The organism is Azohydromonas lata NBRC 102462 (genome assembly GCF_001571085.1).
Lineage (GTDB): Bacteria > Pseudomonadota > Gammaproteobacteria > Burkholderiales > Burkholderiaceae_C > Azohydromonas > Azohydromonas lata.
The window spans coordinates 37,481-63,085 of record NZ_BCTC01000013.1; the positions used below are offsets into that span (position 1 = coordinate 37,481).

Genomic DNA, 25,605 nt, shown 5'->3' on the forward strand with positions numbered 1-25,605 from the left:
GGGCTGTCCTGACCTTTGGGCAGCCCGGCGCAGGCCATTGAACAGGGCGGCTGACGGCCGCCGCTGACAACGCTTACCGAACCGCGGCGGCGCCCGGCCCCGCCTTGGCCCGCAGCGCCTCCCACAACTGCGCCGGGCCCAGCAGGATGTCGCACAGCCCGTCGCGCACGCGCTCGGAGCCCAGGGCCTGCGTACTCATGGCTTGGTGGGCCTCGAAGGCGTCCATGATCGCGTCCAGCAGCGCGTCCTTCAGGTCCGGCGAGTTGGCGAACTGCTCCTTGCTGTTGCTGGCGGCCTGCTGCACGAGCGTGGCGTTTTCCAGCAGCTTGCCCTTGATCACGCCGTTGACGTAGACGAGCTGGTCGCCATCGCTGAGGTCGCCCTCGAAGAGGCCGTTGACCTTCTGGATGATCTCGGCGAGGTAGTCCTTCTGCTTCTCCTGCACCGCGCCGCTGCCCACGGCGTCCAGGGGCTGGAGCTTGTAGCTGCCGTCGGGATTGAGCGCCATGGCCCTGGCGCCGCGGTTCTTCAGCGTGTGGTGCGTGAGCACCACCTTGCTCAGGTCCACCGTGTCGCGCTCGCGGCCAAAGTCCAGCAGCGGGATGAGGCGCTTGAAGAACAGGAAGCGCTTCTCGATGCCGGTGTTGCCGTAATCAAAAATCTGGCTCAGGAAGGCGTAGAGGCGCACGTAGGCGCCCATGTCGCCCTTGAACAGCAGCAGCGCGTCCAGCGTGTCCTTCGCGGCTTGGGCCGCCTTGTCGTCGCCTTGTGATTCAGCGTCCAGCTTCTGCTGCTGCGCGGCCTTGTAGTGCTTGAGCAGGCGGTCGGCCACGGGGGCGATGGCGGCATCCAGCGCCTTCTGGGTCCCGTTGGGGTCCAGGTCCACCTTGGCGACGCGCTCCACCTCGAACTCGTCGTAGTGGCCTGAGGCGTCGAGCTTGGCGCGCAGGTCGTAGACCAGGTTGGGGTCGGTGGTGGCCTGCAGCTCGGCCGTCTTGTAGTAGGTCTGGAAGGCTTCGAGGATGGCGGCCGGCTCGTTGACGAAGTCGAGGATGTAGGTGGTGTCCTTGCCCGGGTGCGCGCGGTTCAGGCGCGAGAGCGTTTGCACGGCCTGAATGCCGCCGAGCATCTTGTCCACGTACATGCCGCACAGCAGCGGCTGGTCGAAGCCGGTCTGGAACTTGTTGGCCACCAGCAGCAGGTGGTGGTTGGCCTCGTTGAAAGCCTCGCGGATGTCGCGGCCCTTGAGGCCGGGGTTGAGGTCCTTGCTGGCCTCGGTGACGGGGCCGGGGAAGCTCTCGGGGTCGTCCACCTCGCCGGAGAAGGCCGCGAGCACGCCCAGCGGGTAGCCCTGGCGCGCGACGTAGGCGCATATGGCCTTTTGCCAGCGCACGGCCTCCTTGCGGCTGCTGACCACCACCATGGCCTTGGCGCGGCCGGCCAGCAGCGGCTGCACGTTCTCGCGGTAGTGCTCGACGACGATCTGCACCTTCTGCGCGATGTTGTAGGGGTGCAGCCGCACCCACTGCATGATTCCCTTCATGGCGGCGCTGCGCTCGACGGTCTGCTCGTCGTAGGCCTGGCCTTCGTGGGCCAGCTTGAACGCCAGCTTGTAGCTGGTGTAGTTCCTGAGCACGTCGAGGATGAAGCCTTCCTCTATGGCCTGGCGCATGGAGTAGACGTGGAAGGGCTCGGGCTTGCCGTCCGCGCCCTTGCGGCCGAACAGCTCCAGCGTCTTGGCCTTGGGCGTGGCGGTGAAGGCCACGTAGGTCAGGCCCGCGGCGCCGGCACGCGCTTCCATCTGCGCGGCCAGCAGCGCCTCGGTGTCGATCTCGCCGCCGTCCTGCAACTCGGCCCATTCCTGGGCGGAAAGCAGTTGCTTGAGCTTGGCCGCGGCCTCGCCGGTCTGCGAGCTGTGGGCCTCGTCGGCGATGACGGCAAAGCGCTTGCCCTCCGTCGCCGCCAGCTCCTGCACGGCGGCCAGCGCGAAGGGGAAGGTCTGGATGGTGCAGACGATGATCTTCTTGCCGTCCTTGAGCGCCTGCGAGAGCTGCGCGCTCTTGCTGCCGTGCTCGCTGGTGATGCTGGCGACCACGCCGGTGGTGCGCTCGAAGTCGAAGATGGCCTCTTGCAGCTGCGCGTCCAGCACGTTGCGGTCGCTGACCACCAGCACGCTGTCGAAGATTTTTTGGTGCTGCGCGTCGTGCAGGTCGGCCAGGAAGTGGGCGGTCCAGGCGATGGAGTTGGTCTTGCCCGACCCCGCGGAGTGCTGGATGAGATAGCGCTGGCCGGGGCCGAGGGAGAGGACGTCGGCCACGAGTTTTCGGGTGGCGTCGAGCTGGTGGAAGCGCGGGAAGATGACGGCCTGAAGCTGCTTTTTCTCGTCGCGCTTGCCGATGAGGTAGCGGTGCAGGATGTCCAGCCAGCTCTCGCGCGCCCACACCTGCTCCCACAGGTAGGCCGTGGCAAAGCCCTCGGGATTCGGTGCGTTGCCCGCGCCGCCGTTGTTGCCGCGGTTGAAGGGCAGGAAGGCGGTAGAGGGGCCGGCGAGCCGGGTGCTCATCATCACTTCCGACTGGCTGACGGCGAAGTGCACCAGCGCTCCGCCGGGGAAGGCCAGCAGCGGCTCCAGCAGGCCGGCCTTGGGGGCGGGGTGGCGGTCGAAGCGGTACTGGTCCACCGCGTCGTGCACGCTTTGCGTGAAGTCCGACTTCAGCTCGGCCGTGGCGACGGCGATGCCGTTGAGGAACAGCACCAGGTCCAGCGCGTCTTTCGGGTGATTGGGCGAGTGGTTCACCTGCCGCACCACGCGCAGCCGGTTGGCGGCGTAGCGGGCCTGCGTCTCGGGGTTGAGCGCCAGCGCGGGCTTGAACTGGGCCAGCAGCAGCGGTTCCTTCAGGCCCACCATTTCCACGCCGCGGCGCAACACGTCCAGCGTGCCGCGCTCGTTGAGGCTTTTGCGCACCCGCTCGGCGAGCATCTGCCGCAGCGCCGGGCCGTGGGTTTTGTTCAGGCGCTGCCAGGCGTCCGGCTGGGCGGCTTCTATCCAGGCCAGGAGGTCGGGGAAGAAGAGGCCGGAGGTGCGGTCGAAGTGGGCGGCGTCGCCTTCGGCGTAGAGCCACCCGTGGGCGGCGAGGTGCTGGCAGATCTCGGCCTCGAAGCGGGCCTCTTTGTGCAGATCCACGGGTTCTCCCTAGTGCAGTGGTCCGTTCGGCGATTTCCTTTAACTAAGGCGCAGCCTTGGATGCCGTCGCACCTTGGCTCTTCTTCCAGGCCGCATAGGTGATGCCAGTGCCTTGTAAACACCAGCTCGTTGTTCCTTGGTCTGGGCGGCCCAGAGAAACAGCCGATGCGGCGCTTGGGCTTTTGAAAGAATAGTTCGCGGCAAACTCAAGATAATCGCCGCCAGTATCGCGCAGGGTTTTGTCTTCGATCAAGGAGGCATGCAACTGCCGATAGCTGTGATCTTGGCCAATCCATTTGCGCCTTGCCTGAGAACCAGCCTGGACAACGAATTTTCCGGCAATTTCGCGAGCAAACGTCTTTAAGCCGGTTTTTGGGTTTTTTAACTCAAAGACAGGTAAATCGTCAGTGCCCGTCAAATCAATCAGCTCCCTCTCTGCCCACGCATTTGGACTTTGCCGGTCTTCGAGTTTCCAGTGTTCCTCCAAAACCGCGAGTAGCTGGGCATGGCGGGCCTCCATCACATCCTGTGACCATTCGTGCTGTTGCAACACTTGGACCGTCAGCATGAATGGACATATGCCGCCTTTGGCGAAATAGGTGTTTTTCTTCTTTTCGAATTCATAGTTGCTGGCGGCACTGTTCTTGCGTCGGCTGAGCAGGGTTAGGTTTCCAAGCCGATGTGTCCAGTACAGCCGGTCAGCGGGGTCGGAAACCCACTGCAGCCACTGGCTGCTCTGCGGCGGTGACTGTGGCAGAACATGCTCAACGCTCACAACCTTGTCATCGTAAGAGGCGCCCGTGTCGGCCAGTAATCGGTCCAGCCTCAGCAGAATGACAGCCAGGGCGCGGGCCGAATGGGTTTCGTACAGCGGGCCGGACAGCATTTCGTAAGTCGCATGCTGATCTTCTGGCGTCAATTGCAGGGGCGATGTATCGGCCTGCAGGTCCGTATTTTTCTCGATAGCACCGGTCAGGCTTGAAAACCGTTCAATACGGTCATTGATGCCCGTTTTGCGCACCAGCATTGAATAGGTCAGTCGCTCCAGGTCCCTGAAAAAAACCAGCATGGCCTCAGAATCATGGCGATGCTTCATGAAAAATGCCAAGGCAGGTGGCAGCCAATCCTTGAATTCAATGCGATTGAGCCAGCTGAAATGCTCGTTAATCTGCTCCGCGTGCTTGGTGCTTGCGTGGTTCGCGTTCACGATAGCCAGGTACGCTTCCGATGCAGGCATCAAAACTTGGCTGATAAAATCAACCGGTTGGGATATATCTACATGGTCCCGGAATTCCTTGAGCAGGTTATTTTTTGGCTTGGCCCTGCGGTATATCATCCGGATATGGCTGAACAGGTCGCCAAAATCGTCCCGCCCCAGTTTCTCCTCAATGGATTCCCATTTGTCGGTGTAAACCTTTCGCCCATCTTCGGTGATGAAGCCAATAATCTCGGCTTTGAGAATGTCCGTGGCGCTCAGGTCCAAGCCACGGCTGTTGAGTATGCCGAAAATGCGGAATGCCGAGTCGAGATCGGGTGTGGATACGGTGACGAGATAGCAGCGCGTGACAATAAACTTCGTCAAGCTTGCAAGGGTTTTCTGATCCAGTACACGTAGCGTATCCATGAAATACCGGGCGTTGGTGCGCAGCCGGTTCTGCGGGTCTGACAATATGCCTTCAAAAGTAACCAGCTTGGATATGCCGTCCTCATGCTGGACGTAGTCCCGGAAAAAATCCCTGTCACGCTCGCGCAGTGAGAGCCTGTAGCAGGCGTGATTGCCAAATATGTCGTCGCCGTGCTCATAAATGCATTTGGTGATGCTATTTTGGGCAGTGGAATCTTTTATCGAAGCACGAATGGCGGACAGCAACAGTGTCAACGTGGTGAGGCGTTGCTGGCCATCCACCACGGTGGCATCGGCTGAGTGTTCGTCTTTGATAAGGACGATGCTGCCGAGAAAATAAGGTGCCGAGGTATTGGATGGGGCGCCGTTGTCCTGCATGTAACCCAATAAGTCCTCAAGCAGTTCCTTGGCCTGCTCAATGCCCCAGGAGTACGGGCGTTGATAACCGGGAATGGTGAAGACGTAATCCGCGCTGAATATCTTGGCCAGCGGCTTTTCCTTGGCGGTGAGGGTATAGCTCATTGCAAGGCTTCTTGAATTTCTTCGGTTGTTTTAGTAGGTGCGGCGGGCGAATTTCGCACGTCGATCTGGCCGGTGACAGCGGCGGCGATTATGGCGTTGCGGCGTTCTTCTAGAAGAGATATTTGACGCTGAACAGATTTGGTTAGCTCAATATGGCGCTCAAGCGTTGCTTCTGAATCGGAAATTATTGCGAGCTGTTCGTCTAATGGCGGGACTGCCAGCCACAAATTCGACAGCCCTTCGCGGGTGAGTTTGAGTCGCGAAACACCTTGAGCGATCAAATCGTTGCCAATGTCTCGGTGGAGGAAAGAAAAGTAGAACCACTTGGCTGTGCACCTGGGGCCATCAGCAATTACATGCGCATGGTTGTTGACATTGAACTGGCCTGTCGTCCACTGGGTCATTGGCCAGATCGAATGCTTGGTGAAATGGTCGCCATCCTCACCGATCAATGCACGGGCACCCTCATATCGGAAATGATCGATGTGATCAATAATCCCAGTTGGCCCCCAATAGGGATACTGCCCTGCCATTTTTGCCCTCTCTTCGCGATTGATTGGAAGGCGCGGACTGTTATCTATGGTCAAGGCGTGTCGAATGCGAACAACTTCCCAATGTGCCGGCACTTCTCCCAGCCACGCTACCCCGGAATCCTTCATCGGCACCTGCGGATCAAGCCCCTTGGTAACCGCGTGCGAGACAGTGGCCTGCCGCTTTTCGGCCAGCAGGGAAATGAGTTTTTCCTGCTCGGCGATCAGGGCGTCAATTTTGGCAGTTTCCAAATCAAGGAAGCAAGCAATAGTGGCTTGTTCATCGATTTCCGGCAAAGCCAGGAAAAAGCCAAGAAAATCATCCTGGGAAAGGTTTTGCATGCTGGCGCTTGAGCCTGCGCAAGCCATTTGAACCTGAGTTCTATAAAAGGGTGACTGTGTCCAGTAGTGGACGAATTTGGGTAGGGCGTCAGTAAAGCGAACTTGCCATAAGCGATCAGGTAAGAACAGTTTTGGAAAATTCCTCGTTACTAGGCCTGCTGCGCCCACAAGTGCCGGGGTATTCATCCTGCTAACGATCAGCGTATTGGCCATCACGGGGCATGCTACCCGGCCCATTTCCTCAGGAAGAACGGCTTTGTTCTCGCTTGGATCGAAAAAGCCTTGATATACGCAGCTGGTTTTCAATACGCCATATGCATTGGTTTCGGCCGGTTCGTCAACCGCGTTCACGCTGACACCAGAGTCAATGCTGTGAACGATTTTCTTGAGCCGGCTTGCCTGCCAATGCGCAGGAATATCGCCCAACCAAGCCACCCCACTGTCCTTATATTCAGAATACCGCTTCATTTTTGTTCCTCATGTCCCGTAGGCTGAATTGGTTCACGCGCCTTTGGCACATGAATTCCAAAACCATATTTGGCTGACTCAGCCCGCATCGGGCTCCTTCTGTTTTTTTGCCGTGGTATAGGCTTGATGGGGGTGTTTTTCGGTTTCCGGGTACAGCAGGCTCAACAACCCGGCCTCACGCAATGGGCGCAGGTGATTGCGGCGCAATTCCTTGGGGTCGCTGCGCTCCAATAATCGGCACAACTCGGCCACGGTGAAAGGGCGCAGCGCGCAAAGCTCTACCAACAGCGCCCTCAGCACCGCCTGCCGTGGCTTGCGTCCCGCCGCGGCAATGCGCTCTTTCAACCCCGTGGGGATGTCTGGCGCAGCAGGGGGGGATTCGGGCTGGAGCAGGGGGGGATTGCCGCAATCCCACCCTGCTGCCGGCGGAGCTGGGGGGAATGCGGCGGCCGTGTCCAGCGGCAGCTCGCGTTGCGGGGGCGAGGGCTGCGGCGCGTCCTGGCGGGCCAGGGTGTAGTGGGTGCGGCTTCCAGAATCCTGTTTCGCCAGCAGCCCGCGGTCGCGCAGGCGCCGGAGCACGCGGCTGGCCGTCAGGGTGTCCAGGCCCGACACGTCACGGCACGCCGTGTTGTCCACCGCGCCCGTTTCGCGCGCGTAGATCAGCACCTTGGCCTCGTCGGCGGACAAGGTGTCGCCCGCCAGCACCCGGAGCCAGCGGTAGTCGTCCTCGGTCAGCAGGTGATGCAAAAACAGCGTGACCTTGAACTCGTTGCGCTGGCGGTCGGACTGGAACTCCGGTGAGGGCAGGCCAGCGTCCAGGGACAGTCGGCGCATGGTGCGCACGCCCGACCCCTTGGTCTCCGCCCAGTGCAAGTCATGCAGCACGGCCGCGATGGCCGGATTGCGCAACCGTGAACCTGGCGTGCCCAAGTCGGCCAGGTGCTTGAGCGAAAAGCCCGGATTGATGATCTCGATGCGGTTGCTGTAGCGCACGACCTGCACCGGGCTGTTCACCTGGTAGCTGCGATGCATGGTGGCGTTGGCCAGCGCCTCGCGTATCACCTTGCGCGGTAGCACCGGCTCCTGGCGGCTTTGCAGCTCCCCGGCGTCCAGCCTGAAGCCCCGGGGCAGCTCATCAAGAATCGTGTTTTGCATCTGCCGCAGCGTCAGCAGCAGCGGCTTGCGCACGTCCAGCGTGCTCACGAAACGCTCGTCAGCGTCCTCCACCCACTGCGTACCGGCAACGCGCACGTAGTCCACGCGCAGCGCGGGCATCAAGCGCCGCAGCGTCAATGGCTTGCCGAACAGGACGATGCCAGCCACGGTGGGCTTGAGCTGACCTTGGCTGCGGCGCAGCGCACAGATGGCTTCCAGCAACTCGTCGTCCGCGTAGCTCAATTCCTCAGCGCCCGGGTTGGCCTCGGCACGCAGCCGCCGGTACTCGGCAATGGCTTGGGGATCGAGGTCGTCGCGGGAGGCGTCTGCCATGACCATCATGTCCGGGCCCATCTGCGGCTGCGTTTCCCCGCGCAGCACCCAGATGTCCTCTTCGACGCAGCGTTGGTCCGACGAACCGATACGGCGGTACGCGCCCAAAGGCAGCCCCGAGGCCTTGAGGTAGACGGGCTTTTGGGAGGCGTCCACCTCCGGCACGAAAACGACCAGCACCGGCCGGCCGTCAATGGATTCGACGCGCATTTCAGGCCGCAGCACGGTGCTCAACATGCTTGCGCACTGGCTGGCCAGGTCGAGTTGCACCTTGTCCGGGTTAGGCAGGCCGGCGGCCCAATACACCACGTCGCCTTTCTCGTCGGTCTTCCAGTCGATGCCCAGCAGCAGGTGGCCGCCGCCAAGCCCCGGCTCGTTGGCGAAGGCCACCACGGTTTGCAGGATCGACTTGCCGACCTCACTGGCGCGCTTGGCTTCGATGCCAATGGACTCGTCGAGCTCGTTCAACTCCCGCAGCAGATCGGCGGCCTCACGCATGGCCGCCTCCTTCGCCGGGTGGACTGCTCATCGTTTGCACTGGCGCGGCTCGGCCCCTCATTCCGCCAGCTCTCCCAGCATCCCCATGATCCGCGCCGACACCGCCTTCAATTCCTCATCAATCGCATGCAGGCTGCGAGGCGGCTCGAACACGTAGAAATGCCGGTTGAACGGAATCTCATAGCCCACCTTGCTTTTCTCTTCGTCAATCCAGGCATCCGGCGCGTGCGGCAAGACCTCGCGCTTGAAATAGTCGCCAATGTCCTCGGCCAGTGGCACGTTCTCGGTGTCGCGCAGCGATGAATCCGGTTGCGGCTTGCCCTTTTGCTTGCCCTTCACGCCCAGCACCGGCTTGCCGCTCTCATCGAGCAGCGGACGCTCGACGGTGATGGTCGTGTAGCCGAAATCCTCGTTGCGGAAGATGCGCGAGATGGGCACGCGCTTGAGCCGCCCGCCCTCCGGCGCCACGGGCGGCATGTCGTTGTTGGTGACGAGCTGGGCTTCGCCCTGCGGCTTGCCGTCCGCGTCCAGCACGGTGACGAACTCGGCCTCGGTGAAGTCGCCGAAGAGCCGCGTCACGGTGGCGATGTGCTGCTCGCTCATTTCCTTGCGCTTGGAGCCCAGGCTCTTGCGCATCTTTTGCCAGAAGCCGCTGGCGTCTATGAGCTGCACGTAGCCCTGGCGATCGTCGGTCTTGCGGTTGGAAATGATCCAGACGTAGGTCGCGATGCCGGTGTTGTAGAACATGTCGGTGGGCAGGCCGACGATGGCCTCCACCAGGTCGTTCTCCAGCACGTAGCGGCGGATTTCGCTCTCGCCGCTGCCCGCGCCGCCCGTGAACAGCGGCGAGCCGTTGAGCACGATGCCGAAGCGGCTGCCGCCGTCCTGTGCCGGGCGCATCTTGGACAGCAGGTGCAGCAGGAACAGCATGGAGCCGTCGCTCACGCGCGGCAGGCCGGGGCCGAAGCGGCCGTCGAAGCCCCTTTGCTCGTGCTCCTGCCGGACGACCTTCTCGACCTTCTTCCACTCCACGCCGAAGGGCGGGTTGGAGAGCATGTAGTCGAACTTCTGGCCGGCGTGGCCGTCGTCGCTGAGCGTGTTGCCGGCGACGATGTTGCGCACCTCCTGGCCCTTGATGAGCATGTCGGCCTTGCAGATGGCATAGGACTCGTCGTTGAGCTCCTGCCCGTACATGGTCAGCCGCGCCTGCGGGTTGTGCTCCAGCAGGTATTCGCCCGCCACGGAGAGCATGCCGCCCGTGCCCGCCGTCGGGTCGTAGATGGTGCGCACCACGGCGTTACCGGCGGTGAGCACGTCGTCGTCTTCGATGAACAGCAGGCTCACCATGAGGCGGATGACCTCGCGCGGCGTGAAGTGCTCACCGGCCGTCTCGTTGGAGATTTCCGCGAACTTGCGGATCAGCTCCTCGAACACCAGGCCCATGCTGGCGTTGTCCACCGCCTCGGGGTGCAGGTCGATGTGGGCGAATTTTTCAACGACGAGGTACAGCAAGCCCGCCTTGGCCAACCGCTCCACCTGCGTATGGAAGTCAAAGCGCTCGAAGATGTCGCGCGCCGACGGCGAGAAGGCCTGCACGTAGGCGTAGAGGTTCTGGCGGATATGGTCCTGGTCGCCCAGGAGCTTGTTCAGGTCCAGCGGCGAGGTGTTGTAGAAGCTCTGGCCCGCCTTGCGCAGCAGGAAGGGGTCGGCGTTCAGCCCGGCCTTGGTCCTGGCCTCGTACTCGGCCAGCACGGCGGGCTTGGTGCTCTCCAGCACGCAGTCCAGGCGGCGCAGCACGGTGAAGGGAAGGATGACGCGGCCGTATTCGCTTTGCTTGTAGTCGCCGCGCAGCAAGTCGGCGACGGACCAGATGAAGGCCGAGAGGTTTTGAGGAGTCATGTAGGAGCGGAGAACCGGTACGGCTGAGTTCGCGGCCGGGCGGCCAGGAGCGTTACTGCGAAGGGCGGGGCCGGCCTGTACAGGCCGTAACCCTCAAGCGTAGCAGTGGGGTCGGGCGGCGGCGCCTGTCGCGTGGCGCGATTCCTACGCCCCTACACCGCGCTCACAGCCCCGCCAGCACCTGGTGAATCTGCGCCACCGCCGCCGCCCCTTCGCCGATGGCGGCGCCCACGCGCTTGACGGAGCCGGCGCGCACGTCGCCCACCGCGAACACGCCCGGCACGCTGGTTTCCAGCGGCGCGGGCGGCGTGCCGCCCTTGCGCCGTTCCACCGCCCCACCGGTGCGCACGAAACCTTGTGAATCGAGCTCCACGCCGCAGCCCTGCAGCCAGTCGGTCTCCGGGTCGGCGCCGACGAACAGGAACAGGTTGCGCAGGTTGCGGCGGCTTTGCTCGCCGCTTTGGCGGTGGCGCCAGGTGACGGCCTCCAGCCCCGAGTCGCCGCCTTCGAGTTGCGTGATCTCGGTGTGCGTGAGCAGCTCGATGTTGGGCGTGGCCTCTATGCGGTCTATGAGGTAGCGCGACATGCTCGCGGCCAGCCCGGCGCCGCGCACCAGCATGTACACGCGCGACGCATGGCCGCTGAGGAACACGGCCGCCTGCCCGGCCGAGTTGCCACCGCCCACCAGCGCCACCTCCGTGCGCGCGCACATGCGCGCCTCCACCGGCGAAGCCCAGTACCACACGCCCCGGCCCTCGAAATCCTCCAGCCGCGGCACGCTTGGGCGCCGGTAGCGCGCGCCGCTGGCCACCACCACGCAGCGCGCGCGCAGGCGCCGGCCGTCGGTCAGCTCCACGGACAAGGGACCGGCCGCACCCGCGCCCGCCCCGGCGTCGCCTCCGTCCACCGTCTTGGCCGCCTTGGCCGCGGCGGCGCCGCGCTGGTCCTGCCCCGCGGCCGCGTTCGCGTCTGTGCCAGCGCCCGCCTCGCGGTGGCATTGCAGATGCGCCACCTGCGCCGGAATGAGCATGCGCGCGCCGAACTTCTGCGCCTGCACGTAGGCGCGCCCGGCCAGCGCCTGGCCGGAGATGCCGGTGGGAAAGCCCAGGTAGTTCTCGATGCGGGCGCTGGCGCCGGCCTGCCCGCCGAAGGCGCGGCAGTCGAGCACGGCCACGAGCAGCCCTTCGGAGGCGGCATAGACGGCGGTGGCCAGGCCCGCGGGGCCGGCGCCCACGATGGCCACGTCCACCACCTCGGCCAACGTCGCCTCGTCCACCATGCCCATGCAGCGCCCAAGGGCCTCGTTGTCCGGGTTGAGCAGCACCGAGCCGTCGGGGCACACGGCCAGCGCGTCGGCGGGCGCGGCGCCGTACTGGGCCATGAGCGAGGCAGCCTCGGCGTCGCGGGTGGCGTCCAGGTGCTGGTAGGGGTGGCCGTTGCGGCGAAGAAAGTTCTGCAGCCGCAGCAGGTCGGCCGAGTCCGGCCGGCCTATGAGCACAGGGCCGCTGGCGCCGGCCTCGATGAGGCCCACGCGGCGCAAGATGAGCGAGCGCACCATCCGCTCGCCCAGGTCGGCCTCCGCGATGATCAGCGCGCGCAACTGCTCCGGCGGCAGGCACAGGGCGTGCACGCCCTCCTGCGCGCGAGCGTCCACCAGCGAGGGCTTGCCGGTGAGCGAGCCCACCTCGCCCACGAAGTGCCCGGCGCGCATGGTGATGATGGGGCGCTCGTGCCCCAGCCCGTCGCGCTGCACCACCTCCACCGCGCCCTGCAGCAGCACGTACAGCCCCGCGCCGGGCTGGCCGGCCTGCAGCAGCAGGCTGCCGGCGTCGAAGCTGCACTCGTGCGCAAAGCGGCGCATGCGCTGCACGTCGGCCGCGCTCAGCAGCGGGAACATCTGGTGGCGGCGCGAGAGCAGCTCGCTGGGGGCCTGGTCGGGGGCCGTTGGGTCCGCGGCGGAAAGCTCGGCGGCGGGCGTGGTCAGGTCTTCCGGCATGGGGGCGTTCTCCTGGGCGGGGCGGTTGCAGGCAGGCCGTGCGCCCGCTCGTGGGTCAGTGGCGGGGCAGCGGCGGGGCAGCGCGCCAAGGATGCACCTGCCCGCGAGGCGGACGATTCAAGCTGTTTCCCGCGCGGCGGCAGCGGCCGGCTCCGCCTGGGCCCGCAAGCGCGCCCAACACGCGTCCACGAAGGCTTCCATGATCCGTCCGTAGCGCGGGTGCAGCTGGTGGCCCCATTCGGGATGGAATTGGAAACCCCAGGCGAACTGCGCCGCGTCGTGCCAGCGGAAGGCCTCCACCAGGCCGTCGTCGGCATGGGCCTCGGCCACCAGCCCCGGCGCCAGGCGCTTCACGCCCTGTGAATGCAGCGAGCTCACCGCGAAGCGCTGGCAGCCGGTGATGCGCTCCAGCTCGCCGCCGGGCACGACGCCCACCTCGTGGCGCTCGGCGTACTGCTGGGCCAGCGATTCTTCCGGGTCTTCCCAGTGCACCACGCCGCCGCCCAGGGCCTGCAGTCGCTGGTGCAGGCTGCCGCCCATGGCGACGTTGATCTCGTGCGAGCCGCGGCAAAAGCCGACCAGCGGCACGCCACGCTCGATGCACAGGCGTATGAGCGGCAGCGAGACGGCCTCGCGGTCGGGGTCGAATTCCATGTCCTCGCTGACGGGCTCCTCCGCGTAGTGGCGCGGATGCACGTTGGTGGCCGAGCCGCCCAACAGTACGCCCTGCACGTGCTCCAGCATCAGCGGCAGCCGTCCGGCGGGCACGCGCGGGAAGCACACCGGCTGCAGCCCGCGGCTGACCAGCGTGCGCAGGCCGCCTTCGTCCATGACGGTGTAGGGCTGCGGGTGCCCGTGCTCGTTGCCCAGCTCGCGGTGGCTGGCCACGACCCAGACGCAGGGCACGGCCTCGGCGGGAAGTCCGGTGGTCAACGCGGCGGCGGCGGTGCCGCCGGGGTGGGAGTCAGCCGGCGTCACAGGCAGGGCCCCATGCGCTCGCGGCAATGCTCGCGGCAGGCCTGGGCAAAGGCCTGCAGCGTGCGCTGGTAGAAGGGCGTCTGCTCGTGCCGCCACTCCGGGTGCCACTGCACGCCATAGGCGAAGGCCCGCGCGCCTTCCACGTGCACGCCTTCCACCAGCCCGTCCGGCGCCATGGCCTCGGCCATCAGCCCCTGGCCCAGGCGCTTGATGCCCTGGCCATGCAGCGAATTGACCATGGCGCGCTCGCCGCCGGCCCAGTCCATGAAGGCGCTGCCGCTCTTGAAGATGACTTCGTGCCGCACGGCGAACTGCACCTCTTCCGGCTCGCCTTCTGGCTCCCGGTGGTCCAGGAGGCCGGTTTCGACGTGCACCTGCTGGTAGAGGCTGCCGCCCAGGGCGACGTTCATCTCCTGCAGCCCGCGGCACACGCCAAAGAGCGGCGTGCCGGCGGCAACGGCTGCGGGGACGAGCGCCATGGTCAGCCGGTCGCGGCGCGGGTCCAGCAGGTCCGAGGCCAGGGCCGAGGCGCCGAAGTGCGAGGCCTCGACGTTGGAGGGCGAGCCCGTGAGCAGCACGCCGTCCACCAGCGGCAGCAGGTCGGCCACGTCGGCCGCGCCCGCCATGGGAAACAGCACGGGCTGCAGCCCCAGCCCGCAGACGGCCGCGGCATAGCGGTCGGCCAGCACGGTGTAGCCGCCGGGGTCGCAGAGGTCGAGGTTGCGGTGGCAGGCCGGCAGCCAGACGAGAGGTTTGTGCGCGGACATGCGCCCCATGGTTCACACCGGCAGCGGCCGGGAACATCGGAAAGGGGCGGGCGCGGCTGTAGGACGGGGCCGATACCGGCGCGGCCAGCGCGCATGTCGCAAACGCACAAGACCGTGTCGCATCCCTACGACCGAACCGCGCCGGCGGTTTCTATATTGGGGGCGTGGATGTTTGAAAATGAGCGCGCGAAGGCATCCATGAAGTCAACGGAGTTGAATCATGAAAGTCATCGCCGAATCAGCGCTGAAAATATTGCTGCGCCGCAGAAACTCGTCCGGCCCGCTGCGTGACACCACGCGGCAATTGATACGGCAGACGATTGCGCAAATTCACGCCGAGGAGCGTGGCCGGGTTTGAAATTGCTTCAAACCCACATGCCGGTTTTTCCGCCGCGCCCGCGGCCCAATTCCATCGCGAGTTTCGCCCCCATCGCCGCGTTGTTTTTCACGAGCGCGATATTGGCCGCCAGGCTGCGCCCCCCGGTCAGCGCCTTGATGCGGGCCAGCAGGAAGGGCGTCACCTCCTTGCCGGCGATGCCGCGGGATTGAGCTTCCGACAACGCCTGCTCGATGATGGCGTCGATTTCATCGCGGGCCATCGCATCGCTTTCCGGCACGGGCACGCCCACGACCACGCCGCCTTCCAAACCCAGATCCCACTTGGTGCGGACGATGCGGGCCATATCCGCCGGATCGTCCACGCGGCGATCGGCCTTATAGCCGCTGTCGCGCGTATAAAAGGCCGGGAAATTCTCCTGGCCCACGGAAATCACCGGCACGCCGTGGGTTTCCAGGTATTCCAGCGTCAGGCCGATATCGAGAATGGATTTGGCCCCGGCGCAGACCACGGCCACGGACGTGCGGGCCAGCTCCTGCAAATCGGCCGATATATCCATGGTCTGCTGCGCCTGGCGGTGCACGCCGCCAATGCCGCCGGTGACGAACACCTCGATGCCCGCGAGTTGCGCGCCAATCATGGTGGCCGACACGGTGGTGGCGCCCATCTCGCCGCTGGCCAGCACGGCCGGTAGATCGCGGCGGCTGACCTTTTGCGCCTGGCCGCTGCGGCCCAGCAATTCCAGCTCGTCGTCGGCCAGGCCTATGCGCAGGCGGCCGTCCATCACGGCGATGGTCGCGGGCTCGGCGCCGTGCGCGCGTATGACGGCCTCCACCTCGCGCGCCGTGCGCACGTTCTCCGGGTAAGGCATGCCGTGCGCGACGATGGTGGATTCCAGCGCCACCAGCGGTCGCCCGGCCGCGCGCGCGGCGGCAACGGCGGGGCTGTCAACGAGCCAGGGGCGGGCGGTGTCCGGAAGGGGCATGGGCAAGTCCTTGTGTGCTGCGGCGGTGCGAAGCGCCGGCAGTGTGCCGCAGCTTCCGGTGTTCCAAGCCGTGGGCGCGGCGCCTGGCGGGCGCTCCCGTGGCCGTGCCCCACGGCCCGGGCTGGGCATCTGGTTTGCCGCCCCGCTGCGCAATGACTGGCCCAGGACGAACCCGCGGCCCTCGGGAAACAGCCAACCGTCCACGCAACAGTACAGGGAGCACCGCCAGGCCGATGAACGAAGAAGTCCGCCGCCTGCGCACGCTGCACGAGCTGGCCCTGCTGGACACGGCGCCGCAGGCCGAGTACGACGATCTGGCCCGCCTGGCCGCCACGCTGTGCGGCACGCCGTCGGCCGCGCTCACGCTGGTGGACGAGCACCGCACCTGGCCCAAGGCCACCTTCGGCCCGCCCATGCCGGAGGTCTCGCGCGAGGACTCCCTTTGCGCGCGGGCGCTGGGGGCAGGGGACTTCTTCGAGGTCGAGGACGCCACGCGCGACGCGGCCTTGCGCGGCCTGGCCCCGGTGAGCGGCCCGCCGCACATTGCCTTCTGCGCCTGCGTGCCCCTGGCCCTGGCCGACGGCGCTCGCGTGGGCGCGCTCTCGGTCTTCGACACCTGCGCGCGGCGCCTGGACGAGGCGGCGCGCGACTGGCTGCGCACCCTGGCCCGCCAGGCCGTGTGCCTGCTGGAGCGGCAACTGGAGCGCCGCCGCCACGAGGAAACGGCGCAGCAACTGGCCGACATCCAGTCGCTCAGCCACGTGGGGACCTGGTCGCGTGAGCTGGCGTCGGGCTCGGTGCAGTGGTCGGCGGAGGTGTTTCGCATTCTTGGGCTGGACGAGAGCACCTTCGTGCCCTCGCGGGAGGCGTACTTCGCGCTGGTCCACCCCGAGGACAGGCCGCGCCTGGAGCACGCCATCGCGCGCGCGGGCGAGGCGCCCATGGACCTGCGCGTGCGCGTGCTGCGCCCCGACGGCAGCCGGCGCTGCGTGCACGAGCGCGCCGCGCTGCGCGAAGGCCCCGAGCCCTTCGGCCAGCGGCTGGCCGGCACCATCCAGGACGTCACGGCCGAGCACGAAGCCCTGCTGGCGCTGCAGCAGCGCTCGCAGGCGCTGGAGCGCGCCGGCGAGCGGCTGCGCCTGGCCTGCGAGATGGGCCACCTGGGCACCTGGGAGTTCGACGTGCTGCGCCAGCGCCTGCACGGCGACGCGGAGTACCTGCGCATCCTGGGCTTCGAGCCGGCGGAAACGCCCACGCCGCAGCAGGTGATCGCCCTGTTCGAGCCCGGCCACCAGCGCGCCATCTCTCTGGCCTTCGAGCAGGCCTGCGAGCACGGCACGCCTTACGACCTGGTGCTCAAGTTCACCTGCCGCAAGGGCCTCACGCGCTGGACGCGCTCGGTGGGCAAGCCCGTGCGCGGCGTGGCAGGCCCGGGCGCCGGCTCGAGCGCGGTGGTGCGGGTGCACGGCATCTTCCAGGACATCTCGCAGCAGGTGGAGGCGGTGGAGGCGGCCTACCAGGTCGGCCGGCAACTGCAGGCCACGCTGGAGCGCATGAGCGACGCCTTCTACCTGCTCGACGGCCACTGGCGCTTCCTCTACTTCAACGCCGCGGCCGAGCGGCTGCTGGGGCGCAGCCGCCGCGAGCTGCTGGGCCACACCCTGTGGGAGGCCTTCCCGGCCACCGTGGGCTCGCCGCTGGAGCAGCTGTACCGCGCCACCATGGCCGACGGCCGCACGCGGCGGCTGGAGTTTCACTACCGGCCGCAGGACCGCTGGCACGACATCTCGGCCTTCGCCACCGACGAGGGGCTGGCCGTCTATTTCCGGGACAACACCGAGCAGCACGTGCAAATGCAGAAATGGCGGCTGTTGGCCGAATCCATGCCCATCGTGGTGTGGACGGCGCGGCAGGACGGAACGCTGGACTTCGCCTCCTCGCGCCTGGAGCGCTACACCGGCGTGCCGGTGGAGCAGGCCATTCCCCATGGCTGGCTGGCGCTGGTGCACCCCGACGACAAGGCCGCGCTGGTGCAGCGCTGGGGCGAGGCCGTGAAGCAGTTGAAACCCTTCGAGATCGAGTACCGGCTGCGCCGCTTCGACGGCGCCTGGCGCTGGCACCTCATCAGCGCGCAGCCGGTCAACATCGACGGCGGCGCCACCATGGCCTGGTATGGCTCCTCGGTGGACATCCACGACCACAAGCGGCTGGAGCAGGAGGCGCGCGCCCTGGCCACGCGGCTCACGGCCACGATGGAGAGCATCACCGACGGCATCTTCTCGCTGGACGACGGCTGGCGTTTCACCTACGTCAACGGCCAGGCCGAGGTGTTCCTGGCGCGCCGGCGCGGCGAGCTGCTTGGGCGCACGGTGTGGGACGAGTTCCCCGAGGCCGTGGGCTCGCGCTTCCAGCGCGAGTACGAGCTGTGCATGCGCACGGGCACGGTGGTGCGCTTCGAGGAGCACTACCCGCCGCTGGGCAAGCGCTACGAGGTGTCGGCCTACCCGTCGGACGACGGCGGCATCACCGTGTACTTCCGCGACGTGACGGAGCGCGAGCAGGCCGAGCGGGAGCGCGCCGCGCGCCGCACCGCCGAGCAGGCCAGCGAGGCCAAGAGCCGCTTCCTGGCGCGCATCAGCCACGAGCTGCGCACGCCGCTCAACGCCATCCTGGGCTTTGCGCAGATGATGGAGATGGATGCCGACGCACCCTTGCGCGGCGCGCAGGCCGAGCGGCTGCGCAAGGTGCACGCCGCCGGGCGCCACCTGCTGGCGATGATCAGCGAGATCCTGGACCTGGCCAGCATAGAGGCCGGCAGCACGCCGCTGGCGCTGCAGGCGCTGGACCTGCATGCCCTGGTGCGCGGCAGCTTGGGCAGCGTGGAGCCGCTGGCCGAGGCCGCGGGCGTGCGCCTCATCAACGACGTGGGTGCCGGCGCCCCGGCCGTGCTGGCCGACGGCCTGCGGCTGCACCAGGTGCTGCTCAACCTGGCCGCCAACGCCGTCAAGTACAACGTGCGCGGCGGCTGGGTGCGGCTGTCGGCGCGGGAGGAATCGGGGCGCGTGCGCATCGAGGTGGCCGACTGCGGCCGCGGCCTCACCGACGAGCAGCTCGCGCATCTCTTCCAACCCTTCAACCGCTTGGGCGCGGAGAAGACGGACATCGAGGGCGCGGGCCTGGGGCTGGTCATTGCCAAGGGGCTGGCGCAGCTCATGCAAGGCGAGCTGCATGCGGCGCAGCGCGAGGGCGGGGGCAGCGTGTTCACGCTGGAGCTGCCGCGAGCGCACCCGCCTGAGGCTGCTGTGCCGGCCGTGGCGCAGCCCGCCGCGGCACCGCAGGGCGGGCCCGCGGGTGGCGAGGCGGCGGTGCCCGCCGCGCCGGCCTCGGTGCTCTACATCGAGGACGACCCGGTCAACGCGCTGCTGGTGAAGCACATCCTGGCGCTGCGGCCCAACTGCACGCTGCACGAGGCCGCCGATGGCGCCGCCGGCATCGCGATGGCGCGTCGGCTGCAGCCGGACCTGATCCTGACGGACATGAACCTGCCCGACATGACGGGCTACGAGGTGCTGGCGGCCCTGCGGGCGGATGAGGCCACGCGCGACCTGTGCTGCATCGCCCTCTCGGCCGACGCCATGCCCGACAACGTGAAGCGGGCGCTGGCGGCGGGCTTTGCGGATTTCTGGACCAAGCCGATTGACGTGCCGGGGTTCTTGATGCGGCTGGATGGGCTGCTGGGGAGGAAGTGAAGCGGGGCGGGGTGCTGCGCGTGAATGCGCGGGAATGCGCAGTAATTCTGTTGAGGGCTCGCCACACACAAAGGCCGTGCGGGTGTGCGAGGTACAAAAGTCGCCGACCGCAAGCTGCAAGGTGTTGTGCTGCACCTGTTGCTTCGTCATCCCTGCGCAGGTGCACTGCTGTTCTGGAAAAGTGGTGACGCCCCGTCAGCCCTGAGGCAAGAGCGCTTCGCACCCTCATCCGTCATACCCGCGAAAGCGGGTATCCACGCCTGCCGCGGTGCTGGCGTGCAGGCACTGGCCCTGGGCAACGCAGTTCGAAGGTCCTACCCCTGCGCTCGTGGATGCCCGCTTTCGCGGGCATGACGACGTAGGGGGCGAAACGCATGGGCTCACGGGATACGAAGTCCTTCTCAGTTTTCCCCGGACAGCAGTGCGCGAAGGCGGGTATCCACGCCTGCCTGGGTGCTGGCGCGCCGGCATTGGCCCTGAGCGATGCGGTTCGAAGGCTCCACCTCGGCGCTCGTGGATGCCCGCCTTCGCGGGCATGACGAGGTAGGGGACGCGCCGCCCAGGCTTGCGGGCTACGAAAACCGCTGGTGAGGAGCATCAACAAGTTTATTGGCCAGCAAATATTAATTTTTGTATTTCATTGCAGATACTAATATATATGTATGCCAAAACGCTCCGGTGCCATAGACAGCCTGCCCTCCGCCGTGCTGGCACACCTGCGCCGCCTGGGCGAGGACTTGTCCATCGCGCGCAAGCGCCGGCGCGAGCCCTTGAAGGCGTGGGCGCAGCGCATTGGCGTTTCCGAACCAACGCTCATGCGCATGGAAAAGGGCGACCCGAGCGTTTCCATGGGCGTGTATGCGACGGCGCTGTGGCTCATGGGCCGCTCGCAGGCGCTGGCCGAACTGGCCGACCCGGCGCAGGACCTGGGTGCGCTGGAAGACGCGGTGCGCGCGGCCAAGGCGCGCTCGGTGCGCAAACGGCCCTCGCTGTACGGGGCGGCTGCGCAGCCGTCGCCCAAAGACGAGGAGGGCGGGCAGCCATGAGCGGGTTCAACCTGGCGGACTACCAGCCCGGCGACGCCCTTTACCTGTGGTGGCTGGCCAACCCCCAGGCCCCACGGCTGATTGGCGAGCTGCGCCTGGCGCGCAGCTTGAAAGGCGTGTCGCTGGTGTATGCGCCGGCCTGGCTGCAGTCCGGCTTTGCCCTGAGCGAAGACCTGCCGCTGATGCCAGGAGAACTGCTGCCCCGGGAGAAGGAAACCGCCGCGGGCGCGGTGGACGACGCGCGGCCGGACCGCTGGGGCGAGCGCGTCATCCGCTTCCTGGACAAGCCGCCGCGCCTGTCGGTGCTGGATTTCCTCTTCTATGCCGGCGACGAGCGCTTCGGCGCCTTGGGCGTGTCGGTGTCCGCCGACGCCTACCTGGCCCGCGCCATTGGGCCGCTGCCGCAACTGGCCGACGTGGCCGAGATGGACGCGCTGGTGCAGCGGGTGCTGTCCGGCGAGCCCATGGACGAGCGCCAGCGCCGCCTCATCACGCCGGGCGCCACCATGGGCGGCGCCCGGCCCAAGGCGCTGCTGCAGCTCGATGGCGAGGCTTGGGTGCTGAAGTTCAACGAGCCCGGCGAGACGCTGGACTGGCCCTTGGTTGAGCACGCCACCATGACGCTGGCGCCGCGCGCCGGCATACGCGTGGCGGACACACGGCCCGTGCCCGTGCGGCGCGGGCATGCCGTGGCGGTGCGCCGCTTCGACCGCGCCGGGGGGGGGCGCCGGCATGGCCTGTCGGCCAACGTCGCGCTCAAGGCCGCGGGCGAGCCCTTGGGCTACCCGGAGCTGGCGCAGTGGCTGCGCCGGCGCGGCGTGGCCGCGGGCGGGTTGCACCTGCAGCACATGCGCGAGCTGTTCCGGCGCATGGTCTTCAACATCCTGGTGGACAACACCGACGACCACGAGAAGAACCACGTGCTGCTCATGGCCGACAGCGGCGAGTACGGGCTGTCACCCGCCTTCGACGTGCTGCCCTCCGGCCAGGCGCTGGGTTTCCAGCAGATGCGTGTGGGCGCCGACGCCGCGGACGCCACGCTGGACAACGCGCTGTCGGAATGCCGGCAGTTCGGCCTGAAGAAGGACGAGGCCGTTGCGCAGGTCCGGCAGGTGTGCGCCGCGGTGGCCGGCTGGCGCGCGCATTTCGAGGCCGCGGGCGTGAGCGCGGCGGACCTCGAAGTGCTGGCTGCGCAGATCGACCGGCCCTACCTGCTGCGCCAGCGGCGGGCGTTTGGCGGGTAGGTGCCCGCCCCAGGCGTCAGGGACGCGGCCACTGCTGGTGCGCCGCCATGACGGCCACCGGCTGCGCGAAAGGCACCCAAGATCCAAGTCCAGATAATGGCAACGGCCCGTCACTGGTGACGGGCGCGCGGCCGAGATGGTCTCGGCCGGGGCCGGAGACCTGCATGCATCCCGATCTCGAGAAAATCGCCTCGGAGCTGGATTCGTCCGACAGCGGTCAAGCGTTGGCCCTGCGCTTTGGGCTCGCCTGCGTTGAAGAAGTTGCCGGAAATCTGGAAAGCGATGAGGCCATCGCCGTGCTCGAAAGATTCCGCGCCTGCCTCGCCAGCTTCGGCCCAGAGTCCCCAGCGGAGCTTCAGGCCTTGTCGGCGAGCATCACGAAACTCGCCGCAAGCCATCCGGGTTCGAGCTCGCTGGATGGAAGCCGGCATGCCGCGGTGTCCGCAACCTACGCGCTGGCCAAGGCCGTGAACGGTCAATCGATCGAGGCGGCTGCGTATGCAGCCTATTCGTCCGTCTACGGCTACGGTGGCTACGCGGTTTCAGACCCAGATGCTTTCTCCGAGGTGCACCGCAGGCAATTGGATCGCTTGCGGGCTTTGAAGCAGCAAGACCCTCCCTTCGGTTCCTGATGGCCCTGTGGCCATCGCGTCCGGCGTGCTGCGGGGCACGGTCCATGCCCGCGGGGTGGGAACCGCGGCTGCCCCGCGCCTTGGGCGCGGCCGCCACTGGCTACGATGCCCCACCTTTTCCCGGAGACCCGCCATGGAGAACAAGACTTACCGCATCGCCGTCATCCCCGGCGACGGCATCGGCAAGGAAGTGATGCCCGAGGGCCTGCGCGCCGTGCAGGCTGCCGCCGACAAGTTCGGCATCGGCCTGGAGCTCACGCACATCGACTGGGCGAGCTGCGACTACTGGCAGGCCCACGGAAAAATGATGCCCGACGACTGGAAGGCCCAGCTCCAGGGCATGGACGCCATCTTCTTTGGCGCCGTGGGCTGGCCCGCCACCGTGCCGGACCACGTCTCGCTGTGGGGCTCGCTCTTGAAGTTCCGCCGCGAGTTCGACCAGTACATCAACCTGCGCCCCGTGCGCCTCTTTGAAGGCGTGCCCTGCCCGCTGGCCGGGCGCAAGGCCGGGGACATCGATTTCTTCGTGGTCCGCGAGAACACCGAGGGCGAATACACCAACCTCGGCGGCCGGATTTTTGAGGGCACGGAGCGCGAGATCGTCATCCAGGAGTCGGTGTTCTCGCGCCACGGCACCGAGCGCGTGCTGAAATTCGCCTTCGAGCTGGCGCAGTCGCGGCCGCGGAAAAAGCTCACCGTGGCCACCAAGAGCAACGGCATCGCGGTGAGCATGCCCTGGTGGGACGAGCGGGCCGACGAGATCGGCCGCAGCTACCCCGAGGTGGCGGCCGACAAGCAGCACATCGACATCCTGTCCGCGCGCTTCGTGCTGCAGCCGGACCGCTTCGACGTGGTTGTGGCCAGCAACCTGTTCGGTGACATCCTGTCCGACCTGGGCCCGGCCTGCACCGGCACGATCGGCCTGGCGCCTTCGGCCAACCTGGACCCCGAGCGCCGCTTCCCCTCGCTGTTCGAGCCCGTGCACGGCTCGGCGCCGGACATCTACGGCCAGAACATCGCCAACCCCGTGGCCATGATCTGGTCCGGCGCGCTGATGCTGGACTTTCTCACCCACGGCCAGGGCGCGGGGCGGCAGGCGCATGACGCCATCGTCAGCGCGATCGAGACGGTGCTGCGCGAGGGGCCGCGCACGCGCGACCTGGGCGGCAACGCGGACACGACGGAGATGGGGAAGGCGGTTGCGGCCCTGATCTGACCACGGTGCACCCCCAATGAAAAACGCCGGCCCCGGGCCGGCGTTTTCGCTTGGGCGGCGACATCACCGCGCCAGCGACGACCCTCCGCACACCTGTATCTCCTGCCCCGTGATGGGTGCAGCCGCATCGGAGAGCAAGAACGCCACCAGCGCCGCCACTTCCTCAGGCCGGATCAGCCGCCCCATGGGCGGCAGCTTGGGGCTGGAGGACGCCCGCGCCGGGTCGGCCAGCATGGGCGTGTCGGTGGCGGCAGGGGAGACGACGTTGACCGTCACGCCCCGCGGCGCCACCTCGGCGGCCCAACTGCGCGCCAGCGCCACCAGCGCCGCCTTGGTCGCGGCGTACTGGCTGCGGCCGGGCATGCCGCCCGCAACCCGGCTGCCGATCAGCACCATGCGCCCGCGGCCCGCGTCGGCCATGCGCGGCAGGAGCCCATCGGCCAGCCGCGTGGCGGCGTCCACGTGAAGGCGCCACATCGCGGACGAATCGTCGGCCTGGAGCTGCCCCAGCGGCGCGGTGCGCAGCAGGCCCGCGGCATGGATCACGGCGTCAGGCAACGCGTCCAGGCCGGCCAGGGCCTGCTCCAGCGCGGCGCCGTCGCCCAGGTCCACGCGCAGCGTGCGCAGCGCGGGGTGCTCCAGCGCCGCCGGGCCGCGCTGCAGGCCCAGCACCTGCCAGCCGTCATCCAGCAGCCGCTGGGCGATGGCCAGGCCGATGCCGGAGCTGCTGCCGGTGACCAGCGCCAGCTGCGGCGCCGGGGCCGATGCCGCCTCACTCGGCACGGATCTTCCCTTCCGCGATGATCTTGGCGGCCTTGGCCATGTCGTCCTTCTGGAAGCTCACGAAGTCGGCGATGGAGCCCGGCGTGACGAGCACGCCCTGCGCCAGCAGCTTGTCCTTCATCTCGCCGTTGAGCGCCTTGTTGATCTCGGTGTTGAGCCGCTGCGCGACGTCCTGCGGCAGCTTGGCCGGCGCCCACACGCCGTACCAGCTGTAGAACTCGTAGCCCGGCAGCGTCTCGCCCACGGTGGGCACGTCCGGCAGGCTGGGCACGCGGGCCTTGGAGGTCACGCCGATGACCTTCAACTGGCCGGCCTTGGCAAAGGGGGCGGAACCCAGGATGGGGTCGATGAAGCCGTCGATCTGGCCGCCGATGAGGTCCTGGTAGGCCGGGGCCGAGCCCTTGTAGGGGACGATCAGGTACTCGATGCCGCTGGCGCGGCGCAGCAGCTCGGTGGAGAGATGGCCGGCCGAGCCGGAGGAGCCGATGGCAAAGCTCAGCTTGCCCGGGTTGGCCTTGGCGTAGCTGATCAGGCCCTTGATGTCGGAGAAGGGCAGGTTCTTGTTGACGGCCACGGCCAGCGGCGCCTTGGCGACGAGGGAGATGGGCGTGAAGTCCTTGGCCACGTCGTAGGGCACGCTCTTCATGGTCATGGGCGTGGTCGTGACCGTGGAGGCGCTGAACAGCAGCGTGTAGCCGTCGGCCGGGGCGTTCTTGACGGCCACGGCGCCTATGGTGCCGGCGCCGCCGGGGCGGTTGTCCACCACCACGGTCTGGCCCATCTGCTCGCCGAGCTTTTGCGCCAGGGCGCGCGCCACCGTGTCCAGCGTGCCGCCGGGCGGGAAGGGCACGACCATGGTGATGGGCTTGTTGGGATAGCCGCCCTGCGCCAGCGCCGGGAAGGACGCGGCGCCGGCCAGCAGCGAGGCGGCCACGGCGGCCGTGCGGATGAAGTGACGTCGTTGCATGGTTTGTCTCCTGGGGTCTGTGGACGGCGCTCGGGGCGCCTGCTTGTGGTTCTGTGGCGTTGTGGCTTTGCGAATGCGGCCAGGTGGCGAAGACGTTGCGCTCTCTACTTCGTCATTCCCGCCTACGCACACTGCTGTCCGGGAAAGTTGTCCCGCACGTCAGCCCTGTGGCAAGAGCACTTCGCACCCTCATCCGTCATACCCGCGAAAGCGGGTATCCACGCCTGCCGGGGTGCTGGCGCGCTGGCGTTGGCGTCGGGCTATGCCGTTCAAGGCCCCACCTCGGTGCTCGTGGATGCCCGCTTTCGCGGGCATGACGGAGTAGTGGGCGAAGCGCCGTGGCTTGCGGG

The 25,605-nt window shown here is 67.1% G+C and carries 17 protein-coding genes and 1 pseudogene; 6 read left to right on the forward strand and 12 right to left on the reverse strand.

All coding sequences use genetic code 11. The features are described from left to right. Nucleotides 1-73: 73 nt before the first annotated feature. The 9 genes and pseudogenes from ALA01S_RS07145 to ALA01S_RS07180 all read right to left on the reverse strand — a co-directional run bounded on the left by ALA01S_RS07145 (nt 74) and on the right by ALA01S_RS07180 (nt 14,296). Entirely contained in the window at nt 74-3,184 is a 3,111-nt protein-coding gene (locus ALA01S_RS07145; protein ID WP_066334013.1) for a type I restriction endonuclease subunit R, read from the reverse strand. Between the two features lie 43 nt (nt 3,185-3,227). Then, a complete protein-coding gene (locus tag ALA01S_RS07150; RefSeq protein WP_066334014.1) occupies nt 3,228-5,330 on the reverse strand; it encodes a DUF4357 domain-containing protein in 2,103 nt (700 codons plus the stop codon). Then, nucleotides 5,327-6,670 (reverse strand): restriction endonuclease subunit S, encoded by a 1,344-nt coding sequence (locus ALA01S_RS31525; protein WP_084267294.1) that lies wholly within the window; start codon nt 6,668-6,670, stop codon nt 5,327-5,329. Before ALA01S_RS31525 ends, ALA01S_RS07150 begins: the two co-directional genes overlap by 4 nt. 78 nt (nt 6,671-6,748) lie before the next feature. Next, nucleotides 6,749-7,825 (reverse strand): ATP-binding protein, encoded by a 1,077-nt coding sequence (locus ALA01S_RS35425; protein WP_373862978.1) that lies wholly within the window; start codon nt 7,823-7,825, stop codon nt 6,749-6,751. A gap of 111 nt (nt 7,826-7,936) precedes the next feature. After that, nucleotides 7,937-8,656, reverse strand: a pseudogene (locus ALA01S_RS35560) (AlbA family DNA-binding domain-containing protein); the annotation flags it as partial. Nucleotides 8,657-8,713: 57 nt separating this feature from the next. Beyond that, nucleotides 8,714-10,555, reverse strand: coding sequence for a type I restriction-modification system subunit M (locus ALA01S_RS07165; RefSeq protein ID WP_066334021.1), 1,842 nt, complete (start codon nt 10,553-10,555; stop codon nt 8,714-8,716). 163 nt (nt 10,556-10,718) lie between these two features. After that, nucleotides 10,719-12,452, reverse strand: a complete 1,734-nt coding sequence (locus ALA01S_RS07170) for an FAD-dependent oxidoreductase (RefSeq protein WP_084267299.1) — start codon at nt 12,450-12,452, stop codon at nt 10,719-10,721. A 216-nt stretch (nt 12,453-12,668) separates the two neighbouring features. Then, nucleotides 12,669-13,529, reverse strand: coding sequence for a gamma-glutamyl-gamma-aminobutyrate hydrolase family protein (locus tag ALA01S_RS07175; protein ID WP_066334026.1), 861 nt, complete (start codon nt 13,527-13,529; stop codon nt 12,669-12,671). Next, a complete protein-coding gene (locus ALA01S_RS07180) occupies nt 13,526-14,296 on the reverse strand; it encodes a gamma-glutamyl-gamma-aminobutyrate hydrolase family protein (RefSeq protein ID WP_169805864.1) in 771 nt (256 codons plus the stop codon). The genes ALA01S_RS07175 and ALA01S_RS07180 overlap by 4 nt, the downstream gene beginning before the upstream one ends. Before the next feature lie 220 nt (nt 14,297-14,516). On the opposite strand from ALA01S_RS07180, the gene ALA01S_RS32615 reads away from it, so the two are divergent. Then, on the forward strand, nt 14,517-14,654 hold the full coding sequence (locus ALA01S_RS32615; RefSeq protein ID WP_157118806.1) for a hypothetical protein: 138 nt from the start codon (nt 14,517-14,519) through the stop codon (nt 14,652-14,654). 7 nt (nt 14,655-14,661) lie between these two features. Here the strand turns inward: ALA01S_RS32615 and ALA01S_RS07185 are convergent, their stop codons facing one another. After that, entirely contained in the window at nt 14,662-15,618 is a 957-nt protein-coding gene (locus ALA01S_RS07185) for a pseudouridine-5'-phosphate glycosidase (RefSeq protein ID WP_066334034.1), read from the reverse strand. 233 nt (nt 15,619-15,851) lie between these two features. On the opposite strand from ALA01S_RS07185, the gene ALA01S_RS07190 reads away from it, so the two are divergent. The 5 genes from ALA01S_RS07190 (at nt 15,852) to ALA01S_RS07210 (ending at nt 23,505) form a co-directional block, all read left to right on the forward strand. Next, complete coding sequence (locus tag ALA01S_RS07190; protein ID WP_066334036.1) at nt 15,852-19,367, forward strand: PAS domain S-box protein; 3,516 nt, start codon at nt 15,852-15,854, stop codon at nt 19,365-19,367. A 662-nt stretch (nt 19,368-20,029) separates the two neighbouring features. Further along, on the forward strand, nt 20,030-20,413 hold the full coding sequence (locus tag ALA01S_RS07195) for a helix-turn-helix domain-containing protein (RefSeq protein ID WP_066334039.1): 384 nt from the start codon (nt 20,030-20,032) through the stop codon (nt 20,411-20,413). Then, a complete protein-coding gene (locus tag ALA01S_RS07200) occupies nt 20,410-21,657 on the forward strand; it encodes a type II toxin-antitoxin system HipA family toxin (protein WP_066334041.1) in 1,248 nt (415 codons plus the stop codon). Before ALA01S_RS07195 ends, ALA01S_RS07200 begins: the two co-directional genes overlap by 4 nt. Before the next feature lie 164 nt (nt 21,658-21,821). Next, nucleotides 21,822-22,289 carry a hypothetical protein gene (locus ALA01S_RS07205; RefSeq protein ID WP_066334044.1) on the forward strand — a complete coding sequence of 156 codons (468 nt, stop codon included), beginning with the start codon at nt 21,822-21,824 and terminating at the stop codon, nt 22,287-22,289. 133 nt (nt 22,290-22,422) lie between these two features. After that, on the forward strand, nt 22,423-23,505 hold the full coding sequence (locus ALA01S_RS07210) for a tartrate dehydrogenase (RefSeq protein ID WP_066334047.1): 1,083 nt from the start codon (nt 22,423-22,425) through the stop codon (nt 23,503-23,505). Nucleotides 23,506-23,568: 63 nt separating this feature from the next. On the opposite strand, the gene ALA01S_RS07215 is transcribed toward ALA01S_RS07210, so the two are convergent. Together ALA01S_RS07215 and ALA01S_RS07220 are read right to left on the reverse strand one after the other, a co-directional pair. Then, nucleotides 23,569-24,288 carry an SDR family NAD(P)-dependent oxidoreductase gene (locus ALA01S_RS07215; protein WP_066334049.1) on the reverse strand — a complete coding sequence of 240 codons (720 nt, stop codon included), beginning with the start codon at nt 24,286-24,288 and terminating at the stop codon, nt 23,569-23,571. After that, complete coding sequence (locus tag ALA01S_RS07220; RefSeq protein ID WP_066334051.1) at nt 24,278-25,255, reverse strand: Bug family tripartite tricarboxylate transporter substrate binding protein; 978 nt, start codon at nt 25,253-25,255, stop codon at nt 24,278-24,280. The genes ALA01S_RS07215 and ALA01S_RS07220 overlap by 11 nt, the downstream gene beginning before the upstream one ends. Nucleotides 25,256-25,605 lie beyond the last annotated feature (350 nt).

Bases quoted from the DNA above. Each gene is read 5' to 3' on its own strand.
- ALA01S_RS07150 (WP_066334014.1), bottom strand. From the start codon at position 5,330: ATGAGCTATACCCTCACCGCCAAGGAAAAGCCGCTGGCCAAGATATTC.
- ALA01S_RS31525 (WP_084267294.1), bottom strand. From the start codon at position 6,670: ATGAAGCGGTATTCTGAATATAAGGACAGTGGGGTGGCTTGGTTGGGC.
- ALA01S_RS35425 (WP_373862978.1), bottom strand. From the start codon at position 7,825: ATGCAAAACACGATTCTTGATGAGCTGCCCCGGGGCTTCAGGCTGGAC.
- ALA01S_RS07165 (WP_066334021.1), bottom strand. From the start codon at position 10,555: ATGACTCCTCAAAACCTCTCGGCCTTCATCTGGTCCGTCGCCGACTTG.
- ALA01S_RS07170 (WP_084267299.1), bottom strand. From the start codon at position 12,452: ATGTTCCCGCTGCTGAGCGCGGCCGACGTGCAGCGCATGCGCCGCTTT.
- ALA01S_RS07180 (WP_169805864.1), bottom strand. From the start codon at position 14,296: ATGTCCGCGCACAAACCTCTCGTCTGGCTGCCGGCCTGCCACCGCAAC.
- ALA01S_RS32615 (WP_157118806.1), top strand. From the start codon at position 14,517: ATGAAAGTCATCGCCGAATCAGCGCTGAAAATATTGCTGCGCCGCAGA.
- ALA01S_RS07185 (WP_066334034.1), bottom strand. From the start codon at position 15,618: ATGCCCCTTCCGGACACCGCCCGCCCCTGGCTCGTTGACAGCCCCGCC.
- ALA01S_RS07190 (WP_066334036.1), top strand. From the start codon at position 15,852: ATGAACGAAGAAGTCCGCCGCCTGCGCACGCTGCACGAGCTGGCCCTG.
- ALA01S_RS07195 (WP_066334039.1), top strand. From the start codon at position 20,030: ATGCCAAAACGCTCCGGTGCCATAGACAGCCTGCCCTCCGCCGTGCTG.
- ALA01S_RS07200 (WP_066334041.1), top strand. From the start codon at position 20,410: ATGAGCGGGTTCAACCTGGCGGACTACCAGCCCGGCGACGCCCTTTAC.
- ALA01S_RS07205 (WP_066334044.1), top strand. From the start codon at position 21,822: ATGCATCCCGATCTCGAGAAAATCGCCTCGGAGCTGGATTCGTCCGAC.
- ALA01S_RS07210 (WP_066334047.1), top strand. From the start codon at position 22,423: ATGGAGAACAAGACTTACCGCATCGCCGTCATCCCCGGCGACGGCATC.
- ALA01S_RS07220 (WP_066334051.1), bottom strand. From the start codon at position 25,255: ATGCAACGACGTCACTTCATCCGCACGGCCGCCGTGGCCGCCTCGCTG.